This is a genomic window from Salinisphaera sp. LB1 (genome assembly GCF_003177035.1).
GTDB lineage: Bacteria > Pseudomonadota > Gammaproteobacteria > Nevskiales > Salinisphaeraceae > Salinisphaera.
Window position 1 is genome coordinate 260,921 of sequence record NZ_CP029488.1, and the last position, 23,097, is coordinate 284,017.

General features: G+C 62.0%; 17 protein-coding genes. 9 read left to right on the plus strand and 8 right to left on the minus strand.

What is annotated here, in order from left to right; all coding sequences use genetic code 11:
• Positions 1–678 (plus strand): TIGR04282 family arsenosugar biosynthesis glycosyltransferase, encoded by a 678-nt coding sequence (locus SALB1_RS01145; RefSeq protein ID WP_109992184.1) that lies wholly within the window; start codon positions 1–3, stop codon positions 676–678.
• 462 nt (positions 679–1,140) lie between these two features.
• Here the strand turns inward: SALB1_RS01145 and SALB1_RS01150 are convergent, their stop codons facing one another.
• A complete protein-coding gene (locus SALB1_RS01150; RefSeq protein ID WP_109992185.1) occupies positions 1,141–1,857 on the minus strand; it encodes a hypothetical protein in 717 nt (238 codons plus the stop codon).
• A 105-nt stretch (positions 1,858–1,962) separates the two neighbouring features.
• Complete coding sequence (locus tag SALB1_RS01155) at positions 1,963–2,430, minus strand: DUF302 domain-containing protein (RefSeq protein ID WP_158590568.1); 468 nt, start codon at positions 2,428–2,430, stop codon at positions 1,963–1,965.
• A gap of 562 nt (positions 2,431–2,992) precedes the next feature.
• On the opposite strand from SALB1_RS01155, the gene SALB1_RS01160 reads away from it, so the two are divergent.
• A complete protein-coding gene (locus SALB1_RS01160; RefSeq protein WP_199678638.1) occupies positions 2,993–4,237 on the plus strand; it encodes a S1C family serine protease in 1,245 nt (414 codons plus the stop codon).
• A gap of 508 nt (positions 4,238–4,745) precedes the next feature.
• Here the strand turns inward: SALB1_RS01160 and SALB1_RS01165 are convergent.
• The 5 genes from SALB1_RS01165 to SALB1_RS18630 all read right to left on the minus strand — a co-directional run bounded on the left by SALB1_RS01165 (position 4,746) and on the right by SALB1_RS18630 (position 8,674).
• Entirely contained in the window at positions 4,746–5,282 is a 537-nt protein-coding gene (locus tag SALB1_RS01165; protein ID WP_109992187.1) for an iron transporter, read from the minus strand.
• A 77-nt stretch (positions 5,283–5,359) separates the two neighbouring features.
• Complete coding sequence (locus tag SALB1_RS01170; RefSeq protein WP_109995213.1) at positions 5,360–6,817, minus strand: 4Fe-4S binding protein; 1,458 nt, start codon at positions 6,815–6,817, stop codon at positions 5,360–5,362.
• 20 nt (positions 6,818–6,837) lie between these two features.
• Positions 6,838–7,677: an FTR1 family protein gene (locus tag SALB1_RS01175; RefSeq protein ID WP_109992188.1), complete on the minus strand. Its 840-nt coding sequence runs from the start codon at positions 7,675–7,677 to the stop codon at positions 6,838–6,840.
• Between the two features lie 20 nt (positions 7,678–7,697).
• On the minus strand, positions 7,698–8,048 hold the full coding sequence (locus tag SALB1_RS01180) for a cupredoxin domain-containing protein (RefSeq protein ID WP_109992189.1): 351 nt from the start codon (positions 8,046–8,048) through the stop codon (positions 7,698–7,700).
• A 302-nt stretch (positions 8,049–8,350) separates the two neighbouring features.
• Positions 8,351–8,674 carry a hypothetical protein gene (locus tag SALB1_RS18630; protein ID WP_145961211.1) on the minus strand — a complete coding sequence of 108 codons (324 nt, stop codon included), beginning with the start codon at positions 8,672–8,674 and terminating at the stop codon, positions 8,351–8,353.
• A gap of 88 nt (positions 8,675–8,762) precedes the next feature.
• Here SALB1_RS18630 and SALB1_RS01190 point away from each other — a divergent pair, with 88 nt between their 5' ends.
• From SALB1_RS01190 to SALB1_RS01200, 3 genes are read left to right on the plus strand one after another with little or no spacing between them, the layout of a single operon-like run.
• Positions 8,763–10,079 (plus strand): TolC family protein, encoded by a 1,317-nt coding sequence (locus SALB1_RS01190; RefSeq protein WP_109992191.1) that lies wholly within the window; start codon positions 8,763–8,765, stop codon positions 10,077–10,079.
• A 3-nt stretch (positions 10,080–10,082) separates the two neighbouring features.
• A complete protein-coding gene (locus SALB1_RS01195) occupies positions 10,083–11,345 on the plus strand; it encodes an efflux RND transporter periplasmic adaptor subunit (RefSeq protein ID WP_109992192.1) in 1,263 nt (420 codons plus the stop codon).
• A 13-nt stretch (positions 11,346–11,358) separates the two neighbouring features.
• A complete protein-coding gene (locus SALB1_RS01200; protein WP_109992193.1) occupies positions 11,359–14,463 on the plus strand; it encodes an efflux RND transporter permease subunit in 3,105 nt (1,034 codons plus the stop codon).
• A 576-nt stretch (positions 14,464–15,039) separates the two neighbouring features.
• On the opposite strand, the gene SALB1_RS01205 is transcribed toward SALB1_RS01200, so the two are convergent.
• A complete protein-coding gene (locus SALB1_RS01205; RefSeq protein WP_109992194.1) occupies positions 15,040–15,897 on the minus strand; it encodes a DUF4396 domain-containing protein in 858 nt (285 codons plus the stop codon).
• A gap of 616 nt (positions 15,898–16,513) precedes the next feature.
• Here SALB1_RS01205 and SALB1_RS01210 point away from each other — a divergent pair.
• The 4 genes from SALB1_RS01210 (at position 16,514) to SALB1_RS01230 (ending at position 23,094) form a co-directional block, all read left to right on the plus strand.
• Complete coding sequence (locus SALB1_RS01210; protein ID WP_109992195.1) at positions 16,514–16,864, plus strand: SHOCT domain-containing protein; 351 nt, start codon at positions 16,514–16,516, stop codon at positions 16,862–16,864.
• 54 nt (positions 16,865–16,918) lie between these two features.
• Positions 16,919–17,299 (plus strand): NfeD family protein, encoded by a 381-nt coding sequence (locus SALB1_RS01215; RefSeq protein ID WP_109992196.1) that lies wholly within the window; start codon positions 16,919–16,921, stop codon positions 17,297–17,299.
• A gap of 80 nt (positions 17,300–17,379) precedes the next feature.
• The gene (locus SALB1_RS01220) at positions 17,380–19,575 is read left to right on the plus strand and encodes a copper-translocating P-type ATPase (RefSeq protein ID WP_222843037.1); all 2,196 of its coding nucleotides are present in this window, start codon (positions 17,380–17,382) and stop codon (positions 19,573–19,575) included.
• 1,587 nt (positions 19,576–21,162) lie between these two features.
• Positions 21,163–23,094 carry a copper resistance system multicopper oxidase gene (locus SALB1_RS01230; protein ID WP_109992199.1) on the plus strand — a complete coding sequence of 644 codons (1,932 nt, stop codon included), beginning with the start codon at positions 21,163–21,165 and terminating at the stop codon, positions 23,092–23,094.
• The last annotated feature ends 3 nt before the right edge of the window (positions 23,095–23,097 follow it).

Here is a 23,097-nt window from a genome sequence, read left to right on the forward strand (position 1 = left end):
ATGAAACCCGCCCCCGATCTACACATCGCCGTCTTCGCCAAGCCGCTCATACCGGGCCAGGTGAAAACCCGACTGATCCCGAGCGTGGGCGCCGAAACAGCTGCGGAACTCCAGCGCGCCATGCTCTGGAAAACGCTCGCCGTGGCCCGGGATGCCGCTGGCGAGCAGGTTTCATTATGGGTGGCGGGCGACCCGGAGCACCCGACACTGGTCCCGTTTCGTGATGCCTTCGCGCCCACGATGCACGCCCAGCGCGGCGACGATCTGGGGGCAAGAATGCGCTCGGCCATGTCTACGTTGTTGACGGCACACGACCGGGTGTTGCTGGTCGGTTGCGATTGTCCGGTTCTGTCCGCGGACGACCTACGCGACGCCGCCACGGCGCTCGGCGAGGACCGGACGGACACGGTCTTCATCCCGGTCGAAGACGGCGGCTATGTGTTAGTCGGCCTCAAAGCCCGGTCCGGGCCCGAGCTCCAGAAAGCCGTCCTCGATGCCGTCTTCGGCGACATCCCCTGGAGTACCGACCAGGTGATGACACAAACCCGCGCCCGGCTCGCAGCGGCCGGGCTGTGCTGGGTAGAGCAACCCGCGCTGTGGGATATGGACCGGCCCGAGGATCTTCGGCGCGCCGAAGCAATGGACGTGTTGGACCGGCGGATACGGGGTCACGAATGAAGATCGTGCGCCGTGCTGCGACAGGCATCGTGTCCAACCTGCGGCCTGTGCCGAGCCGATCTATACGTCATCGCGTCGGATCGACACGATTTCCGCGTGTAACCACGAGATCCGGGTTCGGTTATACGCAACACGGCAAGACCGGAAAATTTTTCTTAACCAGGAATACCTTGAGCGCGCGCAACAGGGCCATTCACTCGGCATTCAGATACCGGGGTTCGGGCGTGACCGCGCGAACCATGCAATGCGTTCAGCCCGAATAGGCATCATAAGCGACCTAATGTTTGAGCGTATCGCCCATCGGCGACCCCGTCACCCAGCGCACCACCCAATCGCCGGCCTGAAAAATTGATGCTGTATTCGCCCTGGGCCATAAAGGCGATCGTCGGCAACGCGTTGTTATCTTGGCCCAAATGGCGGTGCCAGTACGGCGCATGGAGATAACCGCAATCACTTGCAATATCAGCGCTCGACCTGCCCTGTCGATAGCCTGCTTATGAAATCCATCAGATAGGTAAACAAAGTGGCGCGCGCCACATGGGAACGGCTGACTGTGACACCCAGCACCGTGCCAAAGGTGATATGGGCAATATACACGGTCAGCGGAAAGGCGATCGGCGCGTATTGCTGTCCGAATAATCCGGCCCCCATCGCCGACACGACGGGGCTGAGCATGAAAATCGTGCCAATGCCCAGCGCATAGAGCGTGCCGATCCACCATGCTCGGCGTCCGAGGATGAGAATATAGATCATGGCGAAGCTGACACCGTTCCAGAAATGGTCGCCCCACCCCGCCAGATTCGACAACGCATCGGGCCCGGACATGAACTGATCGAGCAGCTTGACCCCCATCAACTCCGGCATCGAGCCCGGCATGGCATCAAACAGTCGAAAGCCGATGAGCCGCACGATTTCGAGACCGACCGTGGCCAGCACACCCGCAACCAGCGCCGTGGGCACGCCACGGGCCAAGCGCAGCCATCCGCGGGTCACTGCCAACACCCAGACAATGGACACCGCGATAACCGCAGGTAGCAGCGCATGCAGGCCGAGCCAGTTCATACTCGAGTAACCGGCGGCACTTGCCACGAACATCAAAGGCGACACCGAAGCGGCCGCGAGCACGATGGCAATGCCGACCAGCTCCCCGACGCTCGATTGTTCCGAGGTGAGAGTCATGTTTTCCTCCTGCCCGATGAGGGATTGGCCAATGCGTATCTCATGGGTCGCGTGCTGGGCAGCGAGACTGCGGTCCAGCGCAGTCCCGCCCCATCAAACGACGACCTATTGCGTGGCGCCCTTGAGAATCATGTGGAACTTCTTGTCCATCATCTGTCCGGGTTTACGGAACTGGCTGTCGACAGCCGTCAGCAGATCCGAGGGCTGAAAATAACCCACGTAGGTCTGGCCGCCCTTCTCCCATACGTACATCCGCAGCGGCAATACCGCGCCGGCCGCGGGCGACATCTTGAACAGTTTCTTGCCGACCTTCGGGTTGCCGACCAGAAAACTCTCCGCGCCTTTCAGATGCAGGCCGGTCATCTTCAATACGTTCGCCTGATCGATATGGCCCATGACCATCATGCCGTTGCCGGAGATGGCGTGCTTGAGCTGGGACACCGTCGAGTTGAAGGAATGGGAAGACTGCGCCTGGACGAAATTCGTCGCCGCAAAGCTCGACGCACTGAATAGAAAGCCCGCAACGAGCAAAAGCGCGAATACCCGTTTCAATGCAATGGCGTGATTTGACATAGCAACCTCTGCGATATTTAGAAAAGCCATAACGCGCTCAGCGCGCGAGCGACTCAGCCGCCGCTCTATTTGATTAGTCGCCCCTAGCCACTGAATCTTACGACCCGATTTCTGTAATCGGATCGTCGACCTCGATCACGGCCGGCCTGCCGGGTCCTATGTTGCTCAGTCTTCCGGTACCAACCGCTCCCGAAGCGGTCTCCGGAATTTGGACAGGCGCGTAAGCGGGAGTAAGCCCGACAAGAGGGCCCGACGATCTGAGTGAAGGCAGGAACTATTCGCCGAAGTCCAAGGCGCGTTCGGCACGCGCCGCGGTCGAGGACATCGCCACGATTGCGGAGTCGTCGCAGCCGTTCGAGGTGCATCCGAACCGGATTATGCAGCGGAAGCGCAAAGCGCTGGATCGCCTGCCCACCGAGCGTCAGCTCAAGGCCGCTGCGCCTTGCCGATGACGAGAAACGTGCATCGCCACGTTGAATATGATAGCAATTACAGGGAAATCGGCTCCTGTAGAAACCGCTTCAGCTGTTACAGGATCGCCAAACTTTAGTCTAGGAGAATCATGAGCATGCAACGTCTCGCGCACTCATTGGCCGGATACCTTCTTCTTCTGTGCGTCGTGGCAACGGCAGCCACCGCGCAAGTGAACAGCGCTGCAGCCACGAACAACGGCGACTCGAAGCTGCAGCCGGGCGAGCAGAACACCGTCAACATCGTCCAGAAATACAAAAGCAGTGTGGTGGCAATTCGGGTCACGGTACATGGCAAACAAGTCAACCCGATGCAAAACCTGCCGCCGGAAATGCGTCACTTCCTCAAGCAATTCGGCCAAGGCCAGTTACCTTCGCACAAGGAAACAGAACGGGCCGCCGGCAGCGGCTTTGTCGTCGACCAAAAAGGCCAGATCCTGACCAACTATCACGTGGTGGCTGCCGCTCTGCACGGGATGTCGACCAAACTTGCCGACGGTGCTTCGGTCACCATCAAGTTCCCGGGCAAGAATTCCGGGCCCGCGAAAGTTGTCGGTGTGGATCAGTCTCACGATCTGGCCTTGTTACAGCTGAAAAATCCGGACCAGCTTCCGTCTGATGCCAAGCCCATCCCGCTTGCCGACTCGGACAATATAAAGGTCGGCGAGACAGCGATCGCGATCGGCAATCCCTTCCTGCTCCAGTCGACGGTGACTCAGGGCATCGTATCGGCAGTCAATCGTAAGCAGGCGGCCGCCGTAAGCGGCATACCCATTGAATATATTCAGACCGACGCCGCGATCAATCCGGGCAACTCCGGTGGCCCTCTGCTCAATTCACAGGGCCAGGTCATCGGTATCAACGACGAAATTCTGGCACCTCATGGAACCTTCATCGGCGTCGGTTTCGCGATCCCCAGTAATCTCGTCAAACAGAACCTTTCCGCGCTCAAAGCCGGCAAATTCATCAAGAAGGCGATGATGGGCGTGGCCATCATACCGCTGGACAAATATCCGAAGGATGCGCGTCAGCAATTGAATCTGCCCGATCACGGCGCGATGGTAGCCAAAGTCAAGCCGGGCAGCCCAGCCGATAAGGCCGGACTCCAGGGTGCGCAATACACGATGAATGTGGCGGGGCATAAACTGCCGGTCGGTGGCGATATCATCATCAAGGCAAACGGCCATACGATTGACAATGCACAGACGCTGCAGAAAATTGTGTTGAGCAAATCCGCGGGTGCCCATATCAAGCTCGTGATTCTGCACCACGGCAAGAAGAAGACAGTCACCGTCACGCTGGCTGTACTCAAATCGAATCCGCAGCAAAGCCAGTAAAAAAGTGCCTTAGTAATCCCGGATGAGCGACCTGATGTGAATTTTCATCGGGTCGCTCATTCGGGCTCGGGCCCCGGGGCGACTCGATTCAAATCGGTCAGGATCGCGGGTAATGCCAACGGCTATAGATACTTAATCGATACAAGCCCAGTCACGAGGGGTGATAGATTGAATACGCCCGGCTGGCCGAATAAGCAAGCGCATTGTTTTGTCCGCAAATCCACTTTTGTCCGCAAATCCACGCGAATGAGCGCAAACAAGAAGGCAGATCAAGGCACTTCTGCTTCAGCTGCGCAAGCAATGGCATCGTCAAGCCTTTGACTGAACTCTGTGTAGAGTCAAGCACCCGCTTATCGACAAACGTGCCGGAGCGCCAGTAGGAACGTTCACGCGACGATAACGCTGCCGGGTACACCACGCCCGCCGCCGAACGACGCGACGCCCCGCACCCGGTTTGCAAACAGCCCGCACCCGTCCCGACGCAGGCCGTCGCGTGGCCGCGTTTGGGTCAGTACCCGCCTTTCTTGCCCACGCCGACATAGGTGAACTGCCAGGCGTGCGTGATTGGCGACCACCATTTGGGCACACCGGTATCGCGCGTGGTGTGCCGGAAAAACCCCTGGTATGGCGGCGGCAGGATCTTGAAATGTGCCGTGTACTTGCCCGGCCCATCGAGTTTCACGTTGGAACCGTAGTGCGGCCCATCGTTGGCCACCATCGGGATCATCGTGCCCATGGTCGACCAATCGCTGCCTTTTTTGGTGATCTCGTAACTGACGGTGAGATAGGGAATCCAGGCCCCGGGGTCGAAACCGTGCTTTTCATGTGCGCCCGCATGGATATCCGCTTCCAGATGCACATCGGCCTGGCTGCTGTTCAAACCGGGCACCACGGGCGCCATGTCCACGGCTTGGAGATACACCGGATGAATGATCAGCCCGTCCGTGACCAGAGGCTTGCCGAGCGAATGCTCAGCAGCCAGCGCCGGCATCGATAGCGCCACAAGCGCGCCCGCGGCCGCGAGTGAACCGAGGTGAAGTCGCATGTTTTTCCTTTTAGCTAGAGTCATTCGTTTTCAATACCCCTGGGTCTGATTTTTCCTGTCTGCGTATCGACACACGCTCAGTAACCGAACAGCGCGGGGCTCCAGGCGATCCCGACCAGCGCGATGCCGGCCAGCATCGGCGCCAGCGCCACCATGCGGCGCACACCGGCCAGCTTCTGCTGACCCAGCAGGCGAAAGCCCAACTGCAGGCTCCACAACACGCTAAGCGCGAACAGTGCCGCCTTGATCCCGGCAATCGCCTCGCCCGGCAATCCAGTGAGCGCCAGAGCGTCGAACAGCTTCCCGCCCAGGCCGATGACCAGCGACAGCATCGCGACCGGCATATACGCATACGCGAGCTCGACCAGCCGTCCGCGCAGGTGAAGATCAGCGCCCAGCCGCCCCGCGAGCCAGCTCGAGGCGGCCGTAATCAGGGTGAGCGCGATACCAAACCCCGCGGCGCAGCCAAGCATGAAACCCACGATCATGAAGAAATCGAGCCACGTGAATACTTCATGCGCAGCCGGATGCACGGCCATGAGCCAGGCCGGGCCCGACGTGCCGATCCAGTACCAGCCGTGGTCGATGGCCCAGCTGCCAACCGCCTGGCGCAGCCATTGATACTGCGGCAGCACCAGCCAGAGGAACCCACCCAGCGAGAGCCCGGTCGCCAGGAACAGGAACCAGATCTCCGCGGCGTTCGGATTGTATTGGCGAATATTGGAGACTTCGGTCCCGGGCCGCCGGAACAGCAGTTTCAACCCGCCGCGCGCCTTCGGATTCACGCAGCGAAAACACTCGATACAGTGGCGCGACTCGGCCTTGCGGTTAATATCGATCATGGTGGGACAAATGCCGCGTTCGGCATAAGCATCGTCCTGCCCGCGCGGCTTCTTGGGCGCGAACTGGACGGCACCCAGCCGCGAGAACACGCCGAGCATCAGGCCGATCGGGCACATATGCCGACACCAGGCACGCTTGTGCGCGCCCCGGCCATAGACCAGCCCAAGCAGGATCGCACAGACAAAGGTCAGCCCGAACACCTCGGCAATACCGAGCGCGTAGTCGCGGGCGCCGACCGTCTGAGCCAGCACCGTAATGACCACAAAACTGACGATCGGCGTGCCGCGCCAGCGCACCCAAGCCGGGATCGGTCGCTTCAATCCGACCCGGTTGGCCCATTCCGAACTGGCCCCCAGCGGGCAGAGCACGCCGCACCAGCTGCGACCGGTGAAGATCACGGACACGAACACCAGCGGGAACCAGAGGCCCCAGATCACGAAATTCGCGAACAGGGTGAAGTTGTTGTAAAAAGTCGCGCCTTCGGCCGGCAGCGGTAGAAACAATGGCACCAGCATCAGCGCCAGAAAGCCGATGAACATGCCCGCATGCACGAAATCGAGCAGATTGCGATGACGGCTGACAACCGCTTCCACACGCCGCGCCCAAGGGCCTTGATGGGGCTGGCGACGGCTGCCGCCCGGACCGTCGACGCGGATTGCTATCTGCTGTAGACGTCCCTGTGCATTCGTCATGGTCATCAAACCCGCACGAACTAGGTCGTGGCTTGTTGCTTGGCGGCCCGGGGGCGTCCGCTACGCCGGTTGACCCGCCACATCGCGCCGCCGATCAGAACCAGAGCAGCGAGATAGAACAGCAGCTGCATGCCCGAGGGCCGCTGGGTATAGCCGATCAGAATATGCAGCACACGGCCGACCAGTGAATGCTCGGTCAGCACCCAAGAGGTATTCCATAGCGAGTTGCCCAGCGCCGGCAGTACGCCAGCCTGGGTCAGGAAACCCGCGGCATCGGCCGCCATCCCGGCTGCCAGCAACAAGATCATCCAGCTGGTGACGCTGAACAGATAGCGCGTCGGAATACGCAGCAAGCCGTTATAAAGCAGACCGCCCGCCACGACCCCGAACAGTACACCCAGGGCACCCCCGGACAACATGGGCAGCGCCTGCACGCCGCTGGCGTAGATTCCGTAGGTGAACAGCACGGTTTCGGAACCTTCGCGCAGCACCGCCACCATGACCACAATCATAAGCATGTACAGTGGCTTGTGGCCACTGGCCACATCATGGCCAACGGCCTTCATGTGCTGCGCGAGTTCCCGGCCGTGTTTGGTCATCCAGACGTTGTGCCAGCCCAGCATCGCCACCGCGACGAGCAGAATGCCCGCGTTGAGGAATTCCTGCCCCCGGCCCTGTACGGCGCCGGCGATTGTACCGGCGAACGCGGCCACCAGACAGGCTCCGCCGATGCCGAGCAACACCCCCAGCGAAACCCAGCGACCGCGCCCGGCCACACCCTTGGCCGCGGCGAGCACGATGGACACCACGAGTGCGGCTTCCAACACCTCGCGAAAAACGATAATGGCGGTCGGAAACATGGCTGCTCCTGAAAACACGGTCAGCGAACCGTCAGCTTGCCCTGCATGTTCTGGGCGAAGTCGTTGAAAAACTTATAGTGGCCCTTTTTCAGCGGACCGATATAAACCGGCACGGTGGTGCCGCCGGGGACAACCTTTTCCACCGTGAAGTCGTAGCTTTCGAACTCGGCCGGCAGCGCCAGCTTGTTGTGCACCATGACCTTGACCCGTTTACCCGCAGGAATGCTGAGTGCCTGCGGCTGGAAGCCCTGCTTGGTAATCGCCAGTCGATAATCGGCGTCCTTGGCCAGGCCAACAGCCGGCAGCCCGACCAGCATGATCACGAGGATCGCGAGGATCGCGAAAACAACGCGGTTGTTAAAAGCGTGCATGGGGAGCACCAAGTCTCGGCGTGCGGAAAACACTCATGAATGGTAATGATTCGCATTAACTAATGCAAATGTGCCGTTGCGTGACCGGAAGATTGCGGGCGGTCAACCCGGGCATCCGGGCACTGGCTTAATCGTGCGTCAACGCCGGCGGTTGAGCAACGCGGGTGGGTAAGCGCCATGCCGAATGCGCTGCGAACGAAGCCGTTGCCAATGCCCTTTGGGCTTGGCGCGACCGCTGAGCGCGAACCGCGCTGCCCCGTCCGTCGACAACACGCGGGTATTCGCGGTTGCGCTGGGCGAATTCACATGCTCGAATAAAATGCATGTCGCGGAACCCAGCCAAATTTTCGGCCCTCGTGCAGGGCTTGCTGGCGCTTTGTCTTTTTTGCAATGCGCTGGGTTGGTCGTTTCATGTCCAGGCCGCGAGCTTCACGGGGGCCGATCACTCGATCGTGCAAGCTGATGGCGAGACGGTCGATTCGGCGACGCACGCCGCCGATGCCGCTGGCGACGATCTGACCGATCACTGCGGCCACGGCGAGTTGCATTTCCTCGGCATCATCCCGTCCCTGAATGCGGCCGTTGCGTCGGTTCGCGGCATACTCAATCGTGCCCCGCGCCCGCATTACGCGGGCCCTCGCCCCGAACCCCTGATCACACCGCCCATAGCCTGAATCCCCTCGCTTTTCTGTTTTTTGCGATGAGGATTCATGCATGTCTGCAATACGCTTGCGGCTGGGCGCCTGTGCGCTCGGCCTCGGGCTGGGCGGGTTCATGGCCCCGGCGACGGCGGTCACCCAGATCCCCCAACCCCTGACGCTCGACGCCGCCCTGGACTGGGCTGGCGATTACAACCCAACGCTGCGCGCTGCCAAAATTCGCGTAGAGCAATTGACCGGTCAGGCGATTCACGCCGATGTCGCGGTCCCCTCCAACCCGCGGCTGGAAGTCGGCGCGGGCCAGCGCTCGACCCCGGCCGGTTCCGGGACCGATCTGAATGTGCAACTCAGCCAGGCGTTCTGGATCGCCGGCCAGGGCAGGCTGCGCGCCGCGGCGGCCGATCGCGAGCTTGCCGCGGCCCGGGACCAGTACCGCTATCTGGTGTCGGCCACGACGGCGCGCGTGCGTGCCGCCTTCTTGTCGGTGCTGGTGACCGACAAGGCGGTCGCGACGGCACGCCGGATCGTGCAGGCCAACCGCGAACTCTACGATTATGCGCAGCGGCGGATGGCGGCCGGGGCCGGGACCCAGCTCGAGCTCAATGCGGCTCAGCTCGGGGTAAGCCGCGCCACGGCCCTGCAGGCCCGGGCAAAGAATCGGCTGCAGCGGGCACGTCTGGCCCTGGACGAACTGCTGGGCATCGATCCGCGCCGCCGTCTTCAAGTGAAGGGCAGGCTGGATATCGGCCCGCTGCAGGTGCCGGATCGCGCCGCCCTGCTCGAGCGTGCCGTACGTCAACGCTCGGATCTGGCCGCCGCGGCCGGACGCGTCGCCGCGGCACGCCAACGCCTGAAACTGGCCGATCGTCAGATCATTCCCAACCTCACCGTGTTCGGCTTCTATCGCGAGGAAAACGGCGGCAACGGCCGGGGGCCGAATGGCAACGGCGCGACGATCGCCGGCGGTGGCGTGTCGTTCGAGCTGCCGATTCTCCATCGCTATGAAGGCGAGCGTAAACAAGCCGCCGCCGAACTCGATCAGGCCCGGCTCGAGCAGGAGAACCTGCGGCGCGAGGTCCGGCTACAGGTTGTGCGATCACTATCGGACTATCGCTCGGCGCGCCGTCAGGTCAAGGCGCTCGACCGCGCCGTGTTCGATGCCGCCCGGCAATCGGTCGATCTGACTCGACGCGCGTTCCAGGCCGGTGAAGTGGGTGCGCCCGCCATTACTACGGCCCAGAACAACCTGATCGCCGTGCGCACTGAATACCTGTCGGCCCTCGATGCTCTGATCGACGCCATTACCGATCTCGAACGCGCGACCGGGGGCCTGATCGCCGTCTCGGCCGGCCACACGCGCGAAGGAAACTAACCCATGCCTGGATTCAGTCATTTCCGCGCAACGCTCGGCGTTTTGCTGGCGACCCTATGGGTCGCGAGCGGCTGCGACGCCTCCCAGTCCGCCGGCAAGACGACCGACCAACCACAGCAAACCGCGACTTCCGCGTCCACGAGCTTCAGTCGCCATGGAACCGGCCACGACAAAAAACATCAATCGACACCACGCGAAGTCCACCTGACACCAGCGCAACTCGAGCCGCTGTCCATTCGCGTCACCGCGGTTCCCGGCGGGGCGGCGGCGGATACCGTCAAAGCCCCGGCCAACGTCCGTTTCGATGCCGACCGGGTGGCCCGGGTCGGGCCGCGGCTGGAGTCGAAGGTCGTCGCGGTCGAAGCCGATCTCGGCGATCGGGTCGAGGTCGGCGACACCCTGGCGATGCTCGACAGCGTGGCGCTCGGCAAGGCGAAGGCCCGTTATCTGACAGCGACCGCGCATTACAGAAACACGCGGGCGGCCTATCGACGCAAGCGCGATCTGGCCGGCGACCGGATTATCAGCCAGGCAGCACTGGACGAGTCCCGCGCCAGGTATCAGTCCGCGCGCGCCTCGCGACGCGCGGCGCGCGCTGAATTGAAGCTCTATGGGCTGACCGCGGCCCAGATCGAAGCCATCGATCCCGGCGACGACGACACGCCACTCTCACGGTTCGCGCTCACCGCGCCGATTGCGGGCACGGTTCAGCGTCGTGATGTGGTCACCGGCCAGACCGTCGCGTCCAGCGAGACCCCGTTTCAGATCGTCGATTCGTCGCGAATGTGGGTCATGCTGCACGTCGCCGAAAATAACGCCGCGCGCATGCGCCCGGGGCTGCCGGTCTCGGTCCGCGTGCGGTCGTTACCCAATCGCCGGTTCGCGGGCAAGACCGATTGGGTCTCCCGGGCGCTCGATCAAGACGCCCGCACGCTGACGGTGCGCGCCGTCGTGAGCAACGCGGACGGGCGGCTCAGTGACGGCATGTTCGGCACCGCGACCGTGCAGACCGCGGGCAAAAAAGACTACGCACTGGTGCCCGCCGACGCGGTGCAGACCCTCGACAAGGATCAGCCGGTCGTTTTTGTTCCCGGCGACGAGTCCGGTCATTTTCGGGCCGTGGCCGTGACCACCGGCGACGAAAACAACGGCCGGGTGGAGATTCGTCAGGGAATCGATCCGGGCGATCCGGCGGTCACCGCCGGTGCCTTCGATCTGATGTCGGTGCTGACCAGCGGCTCGCGCAGCGCCGCCCACGGCCACTGATCGGGAGATCGACATGATTGCTCGATTCGTAAGACTGGCGCTGGCCAACCGGGTGCTCACCCTGGTGGCGATCGCAGCCCTGGCCCTGGCCGGTGTCTATTCATTTCAGAATGTCCCGATCGATTCCTACCCCGACGTCACACCCCCGATGGTGCAGATCTATACGTCGAGCCCGGGGCTGTCGCCGGTCGATGTCGAGACCCAGGTGTCGTATCCGGTCTCGATCTCGATGTACGGCCTGCCCAGGCTGGAACGGGTACAGAGCACATCGATCTTCGGACTGTCCCGGGTCAACGTCTACTTCGAGGACGGCACCGATATCTATTTCGCCCGGCGGCTGGTCATGGAACGTCTGGCCAAGGCACGACAGCAGATTCCGAAGGGCCTCGGCGAGCCCCAACTCGGCCCCATCACCAGCGGGCTGGGCCGGGTGATGATGTATACCGTCGAAAACACCGACCGCAGCCAGCACTCGCCGAGCGCCCTGCGCACCGCCCAGGATTGGATCGTGAAGCCCCAGCTGCGCACGGTGCCCGGCGTGACCGGCGTGCTGTCGATCGGCGGTTATGAAAAGCAGTATCAGGTCGCCCTCGACCCCAACGCCCTGTCGGCTCGCAATATCACCGTGGCCGACGTGCGTCGCGCCATCGCCGAGAACAACCGCAACGTCGGCGGCTCGTTCATCAACCGCGGCGGCGAGGAATACATCATCCGCGGCTATGGCTGGGTCGATCCCGGCGAAAAGGGGCTTGCGGATCTGCGCGAGATTCAGGTGACCGAAAACAACGGGACACCGGTGTATCTCGATGACATCGCCGAGATAGGCTTCGGCCCGGCCATCCGGCGCGGCACCCTGATCGCCGACGGCGAGGAAGCGGTCGGCGGTTTCGTTCTCAAGCTGATCGGTCGCAACACGCAGGCCCTGCTCGACAACGTCGAGGCGAAGATCGACACGGTCAACGAGGCCTTGCCGGAAGGCATGCGGGCCAAGCCCTACTATTCCCAGGCCAGCCTGATCGACAAGGCCTCGGCAACGGTCGAGGACGCCTTGCTGGAAGGCTCGCTTCTGGTGTTGGTGCTGCTTTACCTGTTCCTCGGCAATCTGCGCTCGACCCTGATCGTGATCGCGAGCCTGCCCTTGTCGGCCCTGATCGCGTTCATCGCCATGGATTATGTCGGTCTCTCGGCCAACCTGATGAGCCTCGGGGGCCTGGCGATCGGTATCGGCATGATGGTCGACGGCTCGGTCGTCATGATCGAAAACATCTTTCGGCACATGGAGGAACGGGCGGAAGAAGACGTATCGCACATGCGCCTGGTCGGCGAAGCCGCCGCCGAAGTCGCCCAGCCCATCACCTTCGCCATCGCGATTATCGTGCTGGTCTTCACCCCGCTGTTCACCTTGCAGGGGACCGAAGGCAAGCTGTTCTCGCCAATGGCCTACACCATCTCGTTCGCGCTGGCCGGCGCGCTGGTCATGGCGCTGACCTTCGTTCCGGTGATGGCGTCATTGTTGTTCAGGAGACGCAGCGCACACGGCGAACCCCGGCTCGTGGGCTGGCTCAAAGCCGGCTACCGACCGATTCGCGATGCGGCGATCAAGGCGCCGGTCGCCGTGCTGGGGGCGGCAATCGTGCTGTTCCTGTCCAGCCTGGCGATCTTCCCGACGCTGGGCACCGAGTTCATCCCGACGCTGCGCGAGGGCACGTTCATGGTGCGCTCGACCCTCCCGCCGGGCGCCAGTCTGGACAAAGCCAGGGAATACGCCAAACGCGTGCAAACCGTGATGCGCGAGTTCCCGGAAGTCCGGGGTGTGTATTCACGGGTGGGGCGTGCCGAAGTCGGCGGCGACCCGGAGCCGGTCAACGTCATTGCCTCGCTGGTCAATCTCAAACCCCTAGATGCCTGGGCGAGCGACCGCGACTACGAACAGCTTCAGACGGCGATGGCCGAGCGCGTGGGCGAGTCGTTGCCGGGTCTGGCTAACAACTTCTCGCAGCCGATCCAACTGCGCACCGACGAGTTGCTCTCCGGCGTACTCGCCCAGGTCGTGGTGAGCATCTACGGTGACGATCTGACCAAGCTGGCCGACACCGGCCGAAAGATCGCGGCGATTGCGCGCGCGGTACCCGGGGCAGCCGACGTACGGGTTCAGCAACAAGGTGGCAAGCCACAGATCGTGGTCCGCCCCGATCGCGCCGCGCTGGCACGCCATGGCATTCCGCTCGACGAGGTCCTGGGTGTGGTCGAGACCGGCATCGGCGGTGCCGCCGTCGGCCAGGTGTTCGAAAACATCCGACGGTTCGACATCTTTCTGCGCTTCGATGAGACGGCTCGGAACCGGGTCGACGCCATCCGCGACCTGACCTTCCGCACCTCGCAGGGCGCCTTGATCCCGCTATCCCGCGTGGCCGACGTCGAGGTCTACCGCGGGCCGAAGAAGATCTCGCGGGCCAAGGCCAGCCGGCGCCTGTTCGTGCAACTCAACGTGCGCGGACGCGACATGGGCGGTGTGGTGCGCGATATCCAGAAGCGCGTGGCCAGCGACGTCGAACTGCCGCCCGGTTATTTCGTGGAATACGGCGGCCAGTTCGAGAATCAGCGGCGGGCGATGGCCCGACTATATGTCGTGGTGCCGATCACCATGGCGCTGATCTTCCTGTTGCTGTTCATCGCCTTTTCCAGCCTGCGCTATGCCGCACTGATCTATCTCAACGTGCCGTTCGCGATTACCGGCGGAATATTCGCGCTCTGGGTCTCCGGACTGTATCTGTCGGTGGCCGGCGCCGTCGGCTTCATCGCCGTATTCGGCGTCGCCGTGCTCAACGGGGTGGTGCTGGTTTCGTATATCAACCAGTTACGCGAGCAGGGGATGTCGATCGACGAAGCCGTGCGTGTGGGCGCCGAGCATCGGCTCAGGCCGGTTCTGATGACGGCGACCGTCGCCATTCTCGGCCTCGTTCCGCTGCTGCTGGCCAACGGCATCGGCGCCAACGTGCAGCGCCCGTTGGCGGCGGTCGTCGTCGGCGGGTTGATCACGTCGACCTTGTTGACGTTGCTCGTGCTTCCGGCGGTGTATCGCTGGTTCGCCGAGCCGCGCCGGGACATCGACGTCTAACCCTGTGGCCTGTAACGCAAATGCACCGCCCTGTTCCGGCAGGCGTTCAGGCCAGACGCCTTGGTAGCGCCCCTTCTATCAAGGTGTCACCGGCGGCGCCGTTCGCACCGGCGCCGTCGCCATTCGACCCGCGGGCATCCGGCTCTGTTACCCCCTCAGGCGATGCCCGTGGGTCGTCTTTTCATGCGATAGACAAAGGAGAGACCACCATGAAAGAAATCAAGGCCTACATTCGTGCGCACTGCAGTCGTAGCGCATCATCACGTGGAAGAGACCGGCGAAGATAATGAACCAGAGCAGGCTTCCCATCTTGTTCTCCAAGAGACTGAGACGTTTGGTTCGCTACCCGAAGTAGAGAGCCTTACCACAGTCTGCGATGGCACCTGAGATCGGTCTTGGCCAGGATCAATCGACGCTTGGATCGAGGCTGGCCAGATTTCTGTGAGATCTCCGAAAGCAAGGCGACATCGGAAATCTGGCGAACCGGCCCAGCCAGTCTGGGCCATGCCCATCGTCCAGAGGTCGGTAACGCGCCGTTCCACCTGACCGGGCGTCTCGACGCGCGATGAACGCAGGTTACAGACCGCCAAGAAACATGGCGAGAACCAACCCTAGAGCGAATATGCCGACGGAAAGAACGGTCATTCCGGCAAGCGCGGCGGTCGTCACCGATCTTCCGTCGGGATGGGGCGCAGACACGTTGTCATGATCGAGACGATCCCCAGACATGTGATGGTGCCCTGTTCCGGAGGCGTGTGCAGAGGCCCCATCGGCGCGCTCAACGGATGCGCGCACGGTCATCATCCCATGCTTGAGGTGGCGGGCGACCAGCCACCAGTTCATCGGATAGGCGGTCACGAAGCCGATCAATAAGGCCATCGACATCACGAACCAGAATGCCGGGTGGGACGGGTCCCGGCCGCCGGGTACATGGGCCATTGCCACTGTCATCACCGGCACCATGCCGGCCATGAGGCAGTTCATGGAAAGCAGTTCGGAAAAGAACGTGCCGGCAAGGGCACGCGTGTACGAGCCACCGGCCATGCCGCGCATGAACAGCGACTGGAAGATGCTCCAGCCGAACGCAAAGCCCAGCACGTACTCCAGTGCGACATCGCCATACCCGGACAACTCGACCGACGCGGCAATGACGGCTCCAGCCAGAATGCCGATGCCGTCGCCGGCGACACAATGCATGGTCGATCCGAGGACCTGACGCCAACGCGCCGCGGTATAACGCTCGTGCAGACCCGGCAGCGGCTCACGGCAACCGAGCACATATAGGAAGGCTCCAATTGGCCCGGTATAGGCGGTCAGCAGAACAAATCCCCATTTGAGCACCGGAGACTCCGGCGTCGAACGGATATCGAGACCTACGTACAGCACCGATAGCGCGGTCAGGACAAACCAGAGCAGCATCACGCCATCGAGCATCAGCAATTCCTCCCTGCCACCGCGCCGGGCCAGCGAGCCCCGCGGTAGCATCGCCGGGCGGCCAGCCACCTACCGGCTGGCCCCGGCGCGCGCCACACGCGGATGGCGTTCAGGACTTTGACCACCGGATTTACTTGAGCATGACGTAACTCGCCGGGCGCTACGCCAGTCGGTAGCTGATCTTGTGGTCTCTGATGGGCAAACGCGATGCTGGGCAGAGCGACCACCGTCAGGGCAAGCGCGGCGGCTGCCATCGTACGTTGTAATGGCTGGTTTTTTTCATGGTTAAGCGCTTGGAGAACCTGATTCCTACCGACTCGAACCGGCCGGTCGCCCGATATCGCAAAGAGTGCCGACGATTCTTGCTTGAAAAAAATCGTTTACAAGCTTAAATGCCTGTGATCATTCTCAATATCCGAGGCGACTCGCGTATTGATCCACATCAACACAACAGAGCTTTTTCTCGACATCTCCCGAAGGCACGACGACGTGCCCCACGCCACGACAGATCGGCACACCAATAGCCGCGATCCTTCCTTGACGCAGATCAAGATCGCCTCCTCGTAGCCATGATTCAATCAATCCATATCAACCAGGAAGCTTTTGGGGCGGAACCATGACCGGGATCAAGAAACTGCAGGCGACCGCGCTGGCGGTTGCTACGAGCGTGGTTACACCGGCCTGGGCTCAGACTGGGGATGGTTACTACTATGGCCACGGCATGATGTGGAATGGAGGCTGGAGCGGAATGTTTTTCGGTGGACTGATGATGCTTGTCTTCTTCGGCGCCGTGATCATATTGGTGGCATTCAGTGTCCGGTGGCTGACGGGAATGGCCAGTCATCAGAGTCACTCGGACACGGGCCCCAAGCCCGACAAGGCGCTCGATATTCTCAAGGAGCGCTACGCGCGCGGGGAAATAGGCGAGGAGGAATTCCAGGACAAGAAAAAGCATTTGTCCGATTGAAACGCGCCCATCGCGATGGCTTTGATATCGCCCCAGCGCCGCCGGTGATGACCCATGTGTCACATCATCCTGTTTCTGCCATTGCTCGCCTTGCCGGTGTTCTGGCTACTTCCGCTGGTCTGGGCCATACCGCTTTATCTGACCGCATTGGCCGTGTCGGCGTGGCTGTATTGGATCATGCTTCGCGGCATGCAGCGGCCCGTCATGGCCGGGCCGGAATCGCTCCTAAACCGTCATGGCCAGGTCACCCAATGTGACGGCGGGTTCCTGATGGTGCAAATCCACAACGAATTGTGGAAAGCCACTTCGGACGACGATTCATTACACAATGGCGACAAAATCATCGTCATTGGACGTCACGGCCTGGTCGTGCATGTGAGTCGCGATCGCCTTGATCAACCTGCATCCATAGCATGCCGAGGACACATGGGATGACCAGCCTTCAAGTCCGGAATCGATCCGATCCGCTGCGACAGCCGGCGCCATCTCGCCCAACGGCGCTCTACATCTGTCCCATGCATCCGGAGGTCAAGCAGGGCCAGCCCGGTGAGTGCCCCAAATGTGGCATGACGTTGGAGGCCACGACCCCACCCAAACGCCGCACGCAGTACACCTGCCCCATGCACCCCGAGATTATCCAGGACACGCCCGGCGATTGTCCCAAATGCGGGATGACCCTGGAACCCATGACCGTTGCCAGTGATACAGACGACGGCGAGTTCAAGGCCATGAGCCGACGCTTCTGGTTGAGCGTGCCGCTCTCGGCCACGGTGCTGCTGCTGGCCATGGGCGAGATGGTGCCGGGCCTGGGCATTCGCGATTTCCTGGGGGCCGCCTTCGGCTGGATCCAGTTCGCGCTGGCTACACCGGTCGTGCTCTGGTGCGGTGGCTTCGCCTTCCAGCGCGGCTGGAAATCCGTCGTCAATGTCAGTCCGAACATGTGGACGCTCATTGCACTTGGCGTCGGGGCCGCCTACGGCTTTTCCGTCTTTGACCTCCTTCTCCCCGATCTTTTGCCGGCGGCCTTCAAGAGCGCCGGCGGCCACGCTCCGCTGTATTTCGAGGCGGCAGCGGTGATTATTACGCTGATACTTCTCGGACAGGTCCTGGAGACGCGCGCTCGTGGGCAGACGTCAAAAGCATTGAAATCCTTACTGGACCTGGCGCCACCCACAGCCCGCCGGATCGGTCGTGGCGACGACGAAGAGGAAGTTTCCGTGGACGCGCTACAAGCCGACGACCGACTGCGCGTGCGGCCCGGGGAAAAAGTCCCGGTGGACGGCGAAATCATCGAGGGCCACTCGACGCTGGACGAATCCATGATCACCGGCGAGCCCCTCCCACAGGAGAAGGGCGTTGGCGATACGGTCACGGGTGGAACTGTCAATCAGACCGGTAGTTTCGTGATGCGCGCGGCCCGCGTCGGCGAGAATACAGTGCTGGCGCGTATCGTGGACATGGTCGCCCGGGCGCAACGCTCGCGCGCGCCGATCCAGGGCCTAGCAGACAAGGTCGCCGGCCTCTTCGTGCCGGCTGTCGTGGTCGCTGCCATCATTGCCTTTGTGGTCTGGGCGTTGATCGGCCCCGCGCCGGCGCTGGCTTATGCGTTGGTGGCAGCGATCTCCGTGCTGATTATCGCTTGTCCTTGCGCGCTCGGCCTGGCCACGCCCATGTCCGTCATGGTCGGCGTGGGCCGCGGCGCCCGCGAAGGCGTATTGATCCGCGATGCCGAAGCCCTGGAATTGATGGAGCAGGTCGACGTGCTGCTGGTCGACAAGACCGGCACGCTCACCGAAGGCAAACCGAAGCTGGTGGCGATAGAAACCACGTCAGGCTTTCAGGAATCCGACGTACTGCAATGGGTCGCCTCGCTGGAAAACGCCAGCGAACATCCACTGGCCCGCTCGATCGTGGCCGGCGCAGCCGAGCGCGGCATCAAGCCGGGGCGTGTCACAGATTTCGATTCCATCACTGGTAAAGGGGTCCGCGGCACCGTGGACGGACACGCGGTGTTCATCGGCAACGCCCGCTTGATGGAGGACAACGGTATCGACGCCGCGGCGCTGTCCGATGTCGTCGACAAGCGCCGTGCCCGGGGTGAAACCGTGATGCTGGCTGCCGTGGACGGCGCTCTCATAGGCGCGGTCGCCGTCGCCGACCCGATCAAGGAATCCACCCACGAGGCCGTGCGCATTCTGCATGATGCAGGCTTGCGCCTCATCATGCTCACCGGCGACAACGAAAAGACCGCCCAGGCGGTGGCTGAACGATTGAACATTGATGAGGTCCATGCCGGCGCCTTGCCGGAAGACAAGCATGCGCTGGTGGAAAAACTCCAGAGCGAAGGACGCAAGGTGGCCATGGCCGGCGACGGCGTGAACGATGCGCCGGCGCTGGCCAAAGCCGACGTGGGCATCGCCATGGGCACCGGCACCGACGTGGCCATGGAGTCCGCCCGCATCACGCTGGTAAAAGGCGACCTGCGCGGCATCGCCAAGGCGCGCCGGTTGTCCGAACAGAGCATGCGCAATATTCGACAGAATCTGTTCTTTGCATTTATCTACAATGGCGCCGGCGTGCCGGTCGCCGCCGGCGTCCTATATCCACTGATCGGCACCTTGCTGTCGCCGATGCTCGCGGCAGCAGCCATGAGTTTCTCGTCGGTGTCGGTAATCAGCAATGCGCTACGACTGAGCCGAACGAACCTTTGACACCCGGACCCGACCAGCCAGAAACCGCGTTCCTGCTCCAGCACTGTGATGACAGGACGTAAATGTTCATGAGCCCGCTCGAGTCAGTTGATCTGCAGATGGATCCGTGCTCACTCATCGCATATAAAGTCAAGCAACAAGAAACCATTCATAACCAAAGAATGGAAACGACGCCGACGCTCGGCTTCGAGCGATGCGAAGCGCTATCGCACTACTCAAGTTTAACCATCCTCTGTTCCGCGGCAGCCGGCCGGCAAAACCCGGCCGCCGCCGCGGGACCGGCACGAGGTAGGTCCCGGACTCATCGGAACGCCTAACGCATGCCCGCAGCCCGAGCCACCATCTCGGGTATGGACTGGATATTGTCTTTCCAGCCCGGCTTAAGCTATTCTTCGCCGATGTTGCGCTTAATCGCGATAACCCTTTTAGTCATGCAGGCACTGGTCGCTCAGGCCGGCGTCCACGGGATATCGTGTCTACATAGCCCGTCAGGCGAGTCGCCGCAACCTGCCTCGATTACAGCGCATGGCCGCGCCTCGCAACCGGACCAGCCGCCTCGGCATGAGATGGGCTGTTGTGCCACGATCGGCAGCTGTTCGCCCAGCGCTTTGGCAAGCAATGCGCTTGCGTCCGTCGCACCCAACCCGAGACCGACCTATCCGCTCGCGACGACGATGTCGCGAGCGCAGCTTGGCTTCGTCCGACTCCCCTATCGCCCCCCGTCTTTCGCCATTTAACTGACGCTCAGCGACGTCTGTGATGTCGCAATCCAGTTAACCCAGGTGCCTCGTGATTGTTGCTGCCACGAATCGGTTGTCCATACCGGTTTTCGGGATCGTCTGGCCTTAAGGCCATGGCGAATAGCAATTGCGAGTCGCCATGCGAAAGGCGATCTCCATGACACTTTGTTCTTCCTTGGCTCAGCAGCCTATTGACGGCGGCATCATCCGAACCAATCGGACCGCCGCGTCCCCTCTCAGCTGCGATCGCACTCGGCCGCGGGTCCCTGGCCTGATCCTGCCTCTTTGCAGGTGCCGCCAGTAGCGTTTCGGCATCGGGTTGATCACTCAGGCCTGTTTTACCTCACGGTATATCGCTGGTCCGCCGGGCTGTAACGACATATCGATCTCCGGCGCTGGCGCCCGGTCATCTCGGTAGTCCCCCTGCTACCGGGGTGCCAGCGGCGAGGCCAAATCAACGGTATCGCCGCTATTCGGCCTTCGGGTACCCCGCCCTGCTACCCCCTGACCGGGTACCCGAGGCCGTCTTTTTGAATGTGAATACGGAGAAGGGTGTGAAAGAAATAAAAACACGGATCAGAACAAGCCACCGATCGAGAAAAGCCCCGGCCACGGGCTGTCCACCTCATTCAAGCAGAACATGTCTCGTAAAGCGGGACCCCGTCTATTCCAATTTTTGTAAGGCCATTCCCGATATGACAGACGCCATCGATCAAAAATTTATCACCCAAGCCCGGGGCGATGAAGAAAACCGTGGGCACGCCATAAATATGTACCGCCATAGCCACCCGGCCGCTACCGATTGCCATGATCCGCAAGCAGCCCAGCATAGCGAAAAGGATCACGCATGAACGATCGCACACTCAATTCCGAGCGCCGGCGCCTCCTACAGGCCATGGCCGCCGGCGGCATGCTGGCCGGCCTCGACATGTTCTTGCCGGGTGTATCCCGCGCCGCAGCCGTGCGTACTGCCGGCCAGGCCGCACGTGTCAAGGGCGGCATGCCACGCTCGGTCACGCGTGACTTCCATATCCGATCGGAACGCATTGAGATTGCGGGTGGCCAAGCTACGGCAAACACCGTTGACCACGGTGTACCGGGGCCGCTGCTGGAACTCTGGCAAGGCCACAATGCGCGACTGCGCGTGCACAATCATCTGAGTAGTTCGATAACGTCGCTTCACTGGCACGGCCTCCTGCTGCCGTTCGAACTCGATGGCGTGCCCGGGGTGTCATTCCCCGGCGTGGCGGCAGGCGATACGTTCGAAGCCTATTTTCCGGTGCGCCAGTCAGGTACGTACTGGTACCACAGTCATGCCGGTTTTCAGGAGCAAATTGGCCAGCTCGGGCCCATCGTGATCCATCCGGCCGAACCCGAGGCCAACCCGGCGGATCGCGAGTATGTCGTTGTACTCACGGACTGGACCTTCGAGAACCCGGCGCGTCTGTTTGCCAAGCTCAAAGAGTCCAGCGACTACTACAACTTCCACCAACGCACGCTGATCGATCTTATCGACGAAGTGGAAAGACAGGGCCTAACCGAGACACTCAAGACCCGACTGGCCTGGAACAAGATGCGCATGAGCCCGCGTGATATCGCCGATGTCACCGGGCATACCTATACCTACCTGATGAACGGCCAGCACCCGGCGGCGAACTGGACCGGCCTGTTCACGGCCGGCGAGCGCATCAAACTGCGGGTGATCAACGCCTCGTCGATGACCTACTTCAATTTCCGTATCCCCGGTCTGCCGATGACTGTCGTCGCCGCCGACGGCCAGAAAATCGATCCGGTCGACACCGACGAGTTTCAGATTGCCGTGGCCGAAACCTATGACGTCATTGTAAAACCGCATGCCGACACCGCCTATACGATCATGGCCGAATCGATGGACCGCTCGGGCTATACCCGCGGCACGCTCGCGCCGCGTCCTGGAATGACCGCGGCTGTGCCGGCGCTGCGCCCGCCGCCGACCCGCACCATGGTCGATATGGGCATGCCCATGAAGAACATGGCCATGGACAAGAATATGTCCGACCAGAGCATGGCAATGGCTGGCGGCCATTCGTCTTCAGCCGGCGGCGAGAAAACCACGACGGTGATGGGCGCCGAGCCTGCTATGGGCGACATGCACGGCGCTCACGGCAGCGCCCGCGGCATGTCCGACTCAGGCAAAGCTGCGGGTGGCTCGAGCCCGGCAATGGCTGATATGGGCATGGATAATTCCGGCCCGGTCATCGCCCAGCACGGCCCCAGCACTCACGGCGTCGGCAACGTCAACGTCGCCGAGGCCGAACGGTACCGGCTGGCCGACCGCCCGACCGGGCTGGCCGACGTCGCACATCGCGTGCTGACCTACAGTCAGCTGCGCAACATCGTGGTGCCGCCGGATACGCGCGAGCCGTCGAAGACGATCGAGGTCCATCTTACCGGCAACATGGATCGTTACATGTGGTCGTTCGACGGCCGCGAGTATTCGCAGGCCAAACCGATTGAGTTCCCTTACCGCGACCGCATCCGGTTGATCCTGGTCAACGACACCATGATGGAGCATCCGATCCATCTCCACGGCATGTTCATGGAGCTGGAAAACCATCAGGGCGAACATCGGCCATACAAGCATACGATCAGCGTCCTGCCAGGGTCGCGCGTATCGCTACTGGTGACGGCAAATGAACCCGGCCGCTGGGCCTTTCATTGCCATCTGCTATACCACATGGAGGCCGGCATGTTTCGCGTCGTGCGCGTGGCTCCGGCCTCGGAGATGACTCATGCCTAAGTT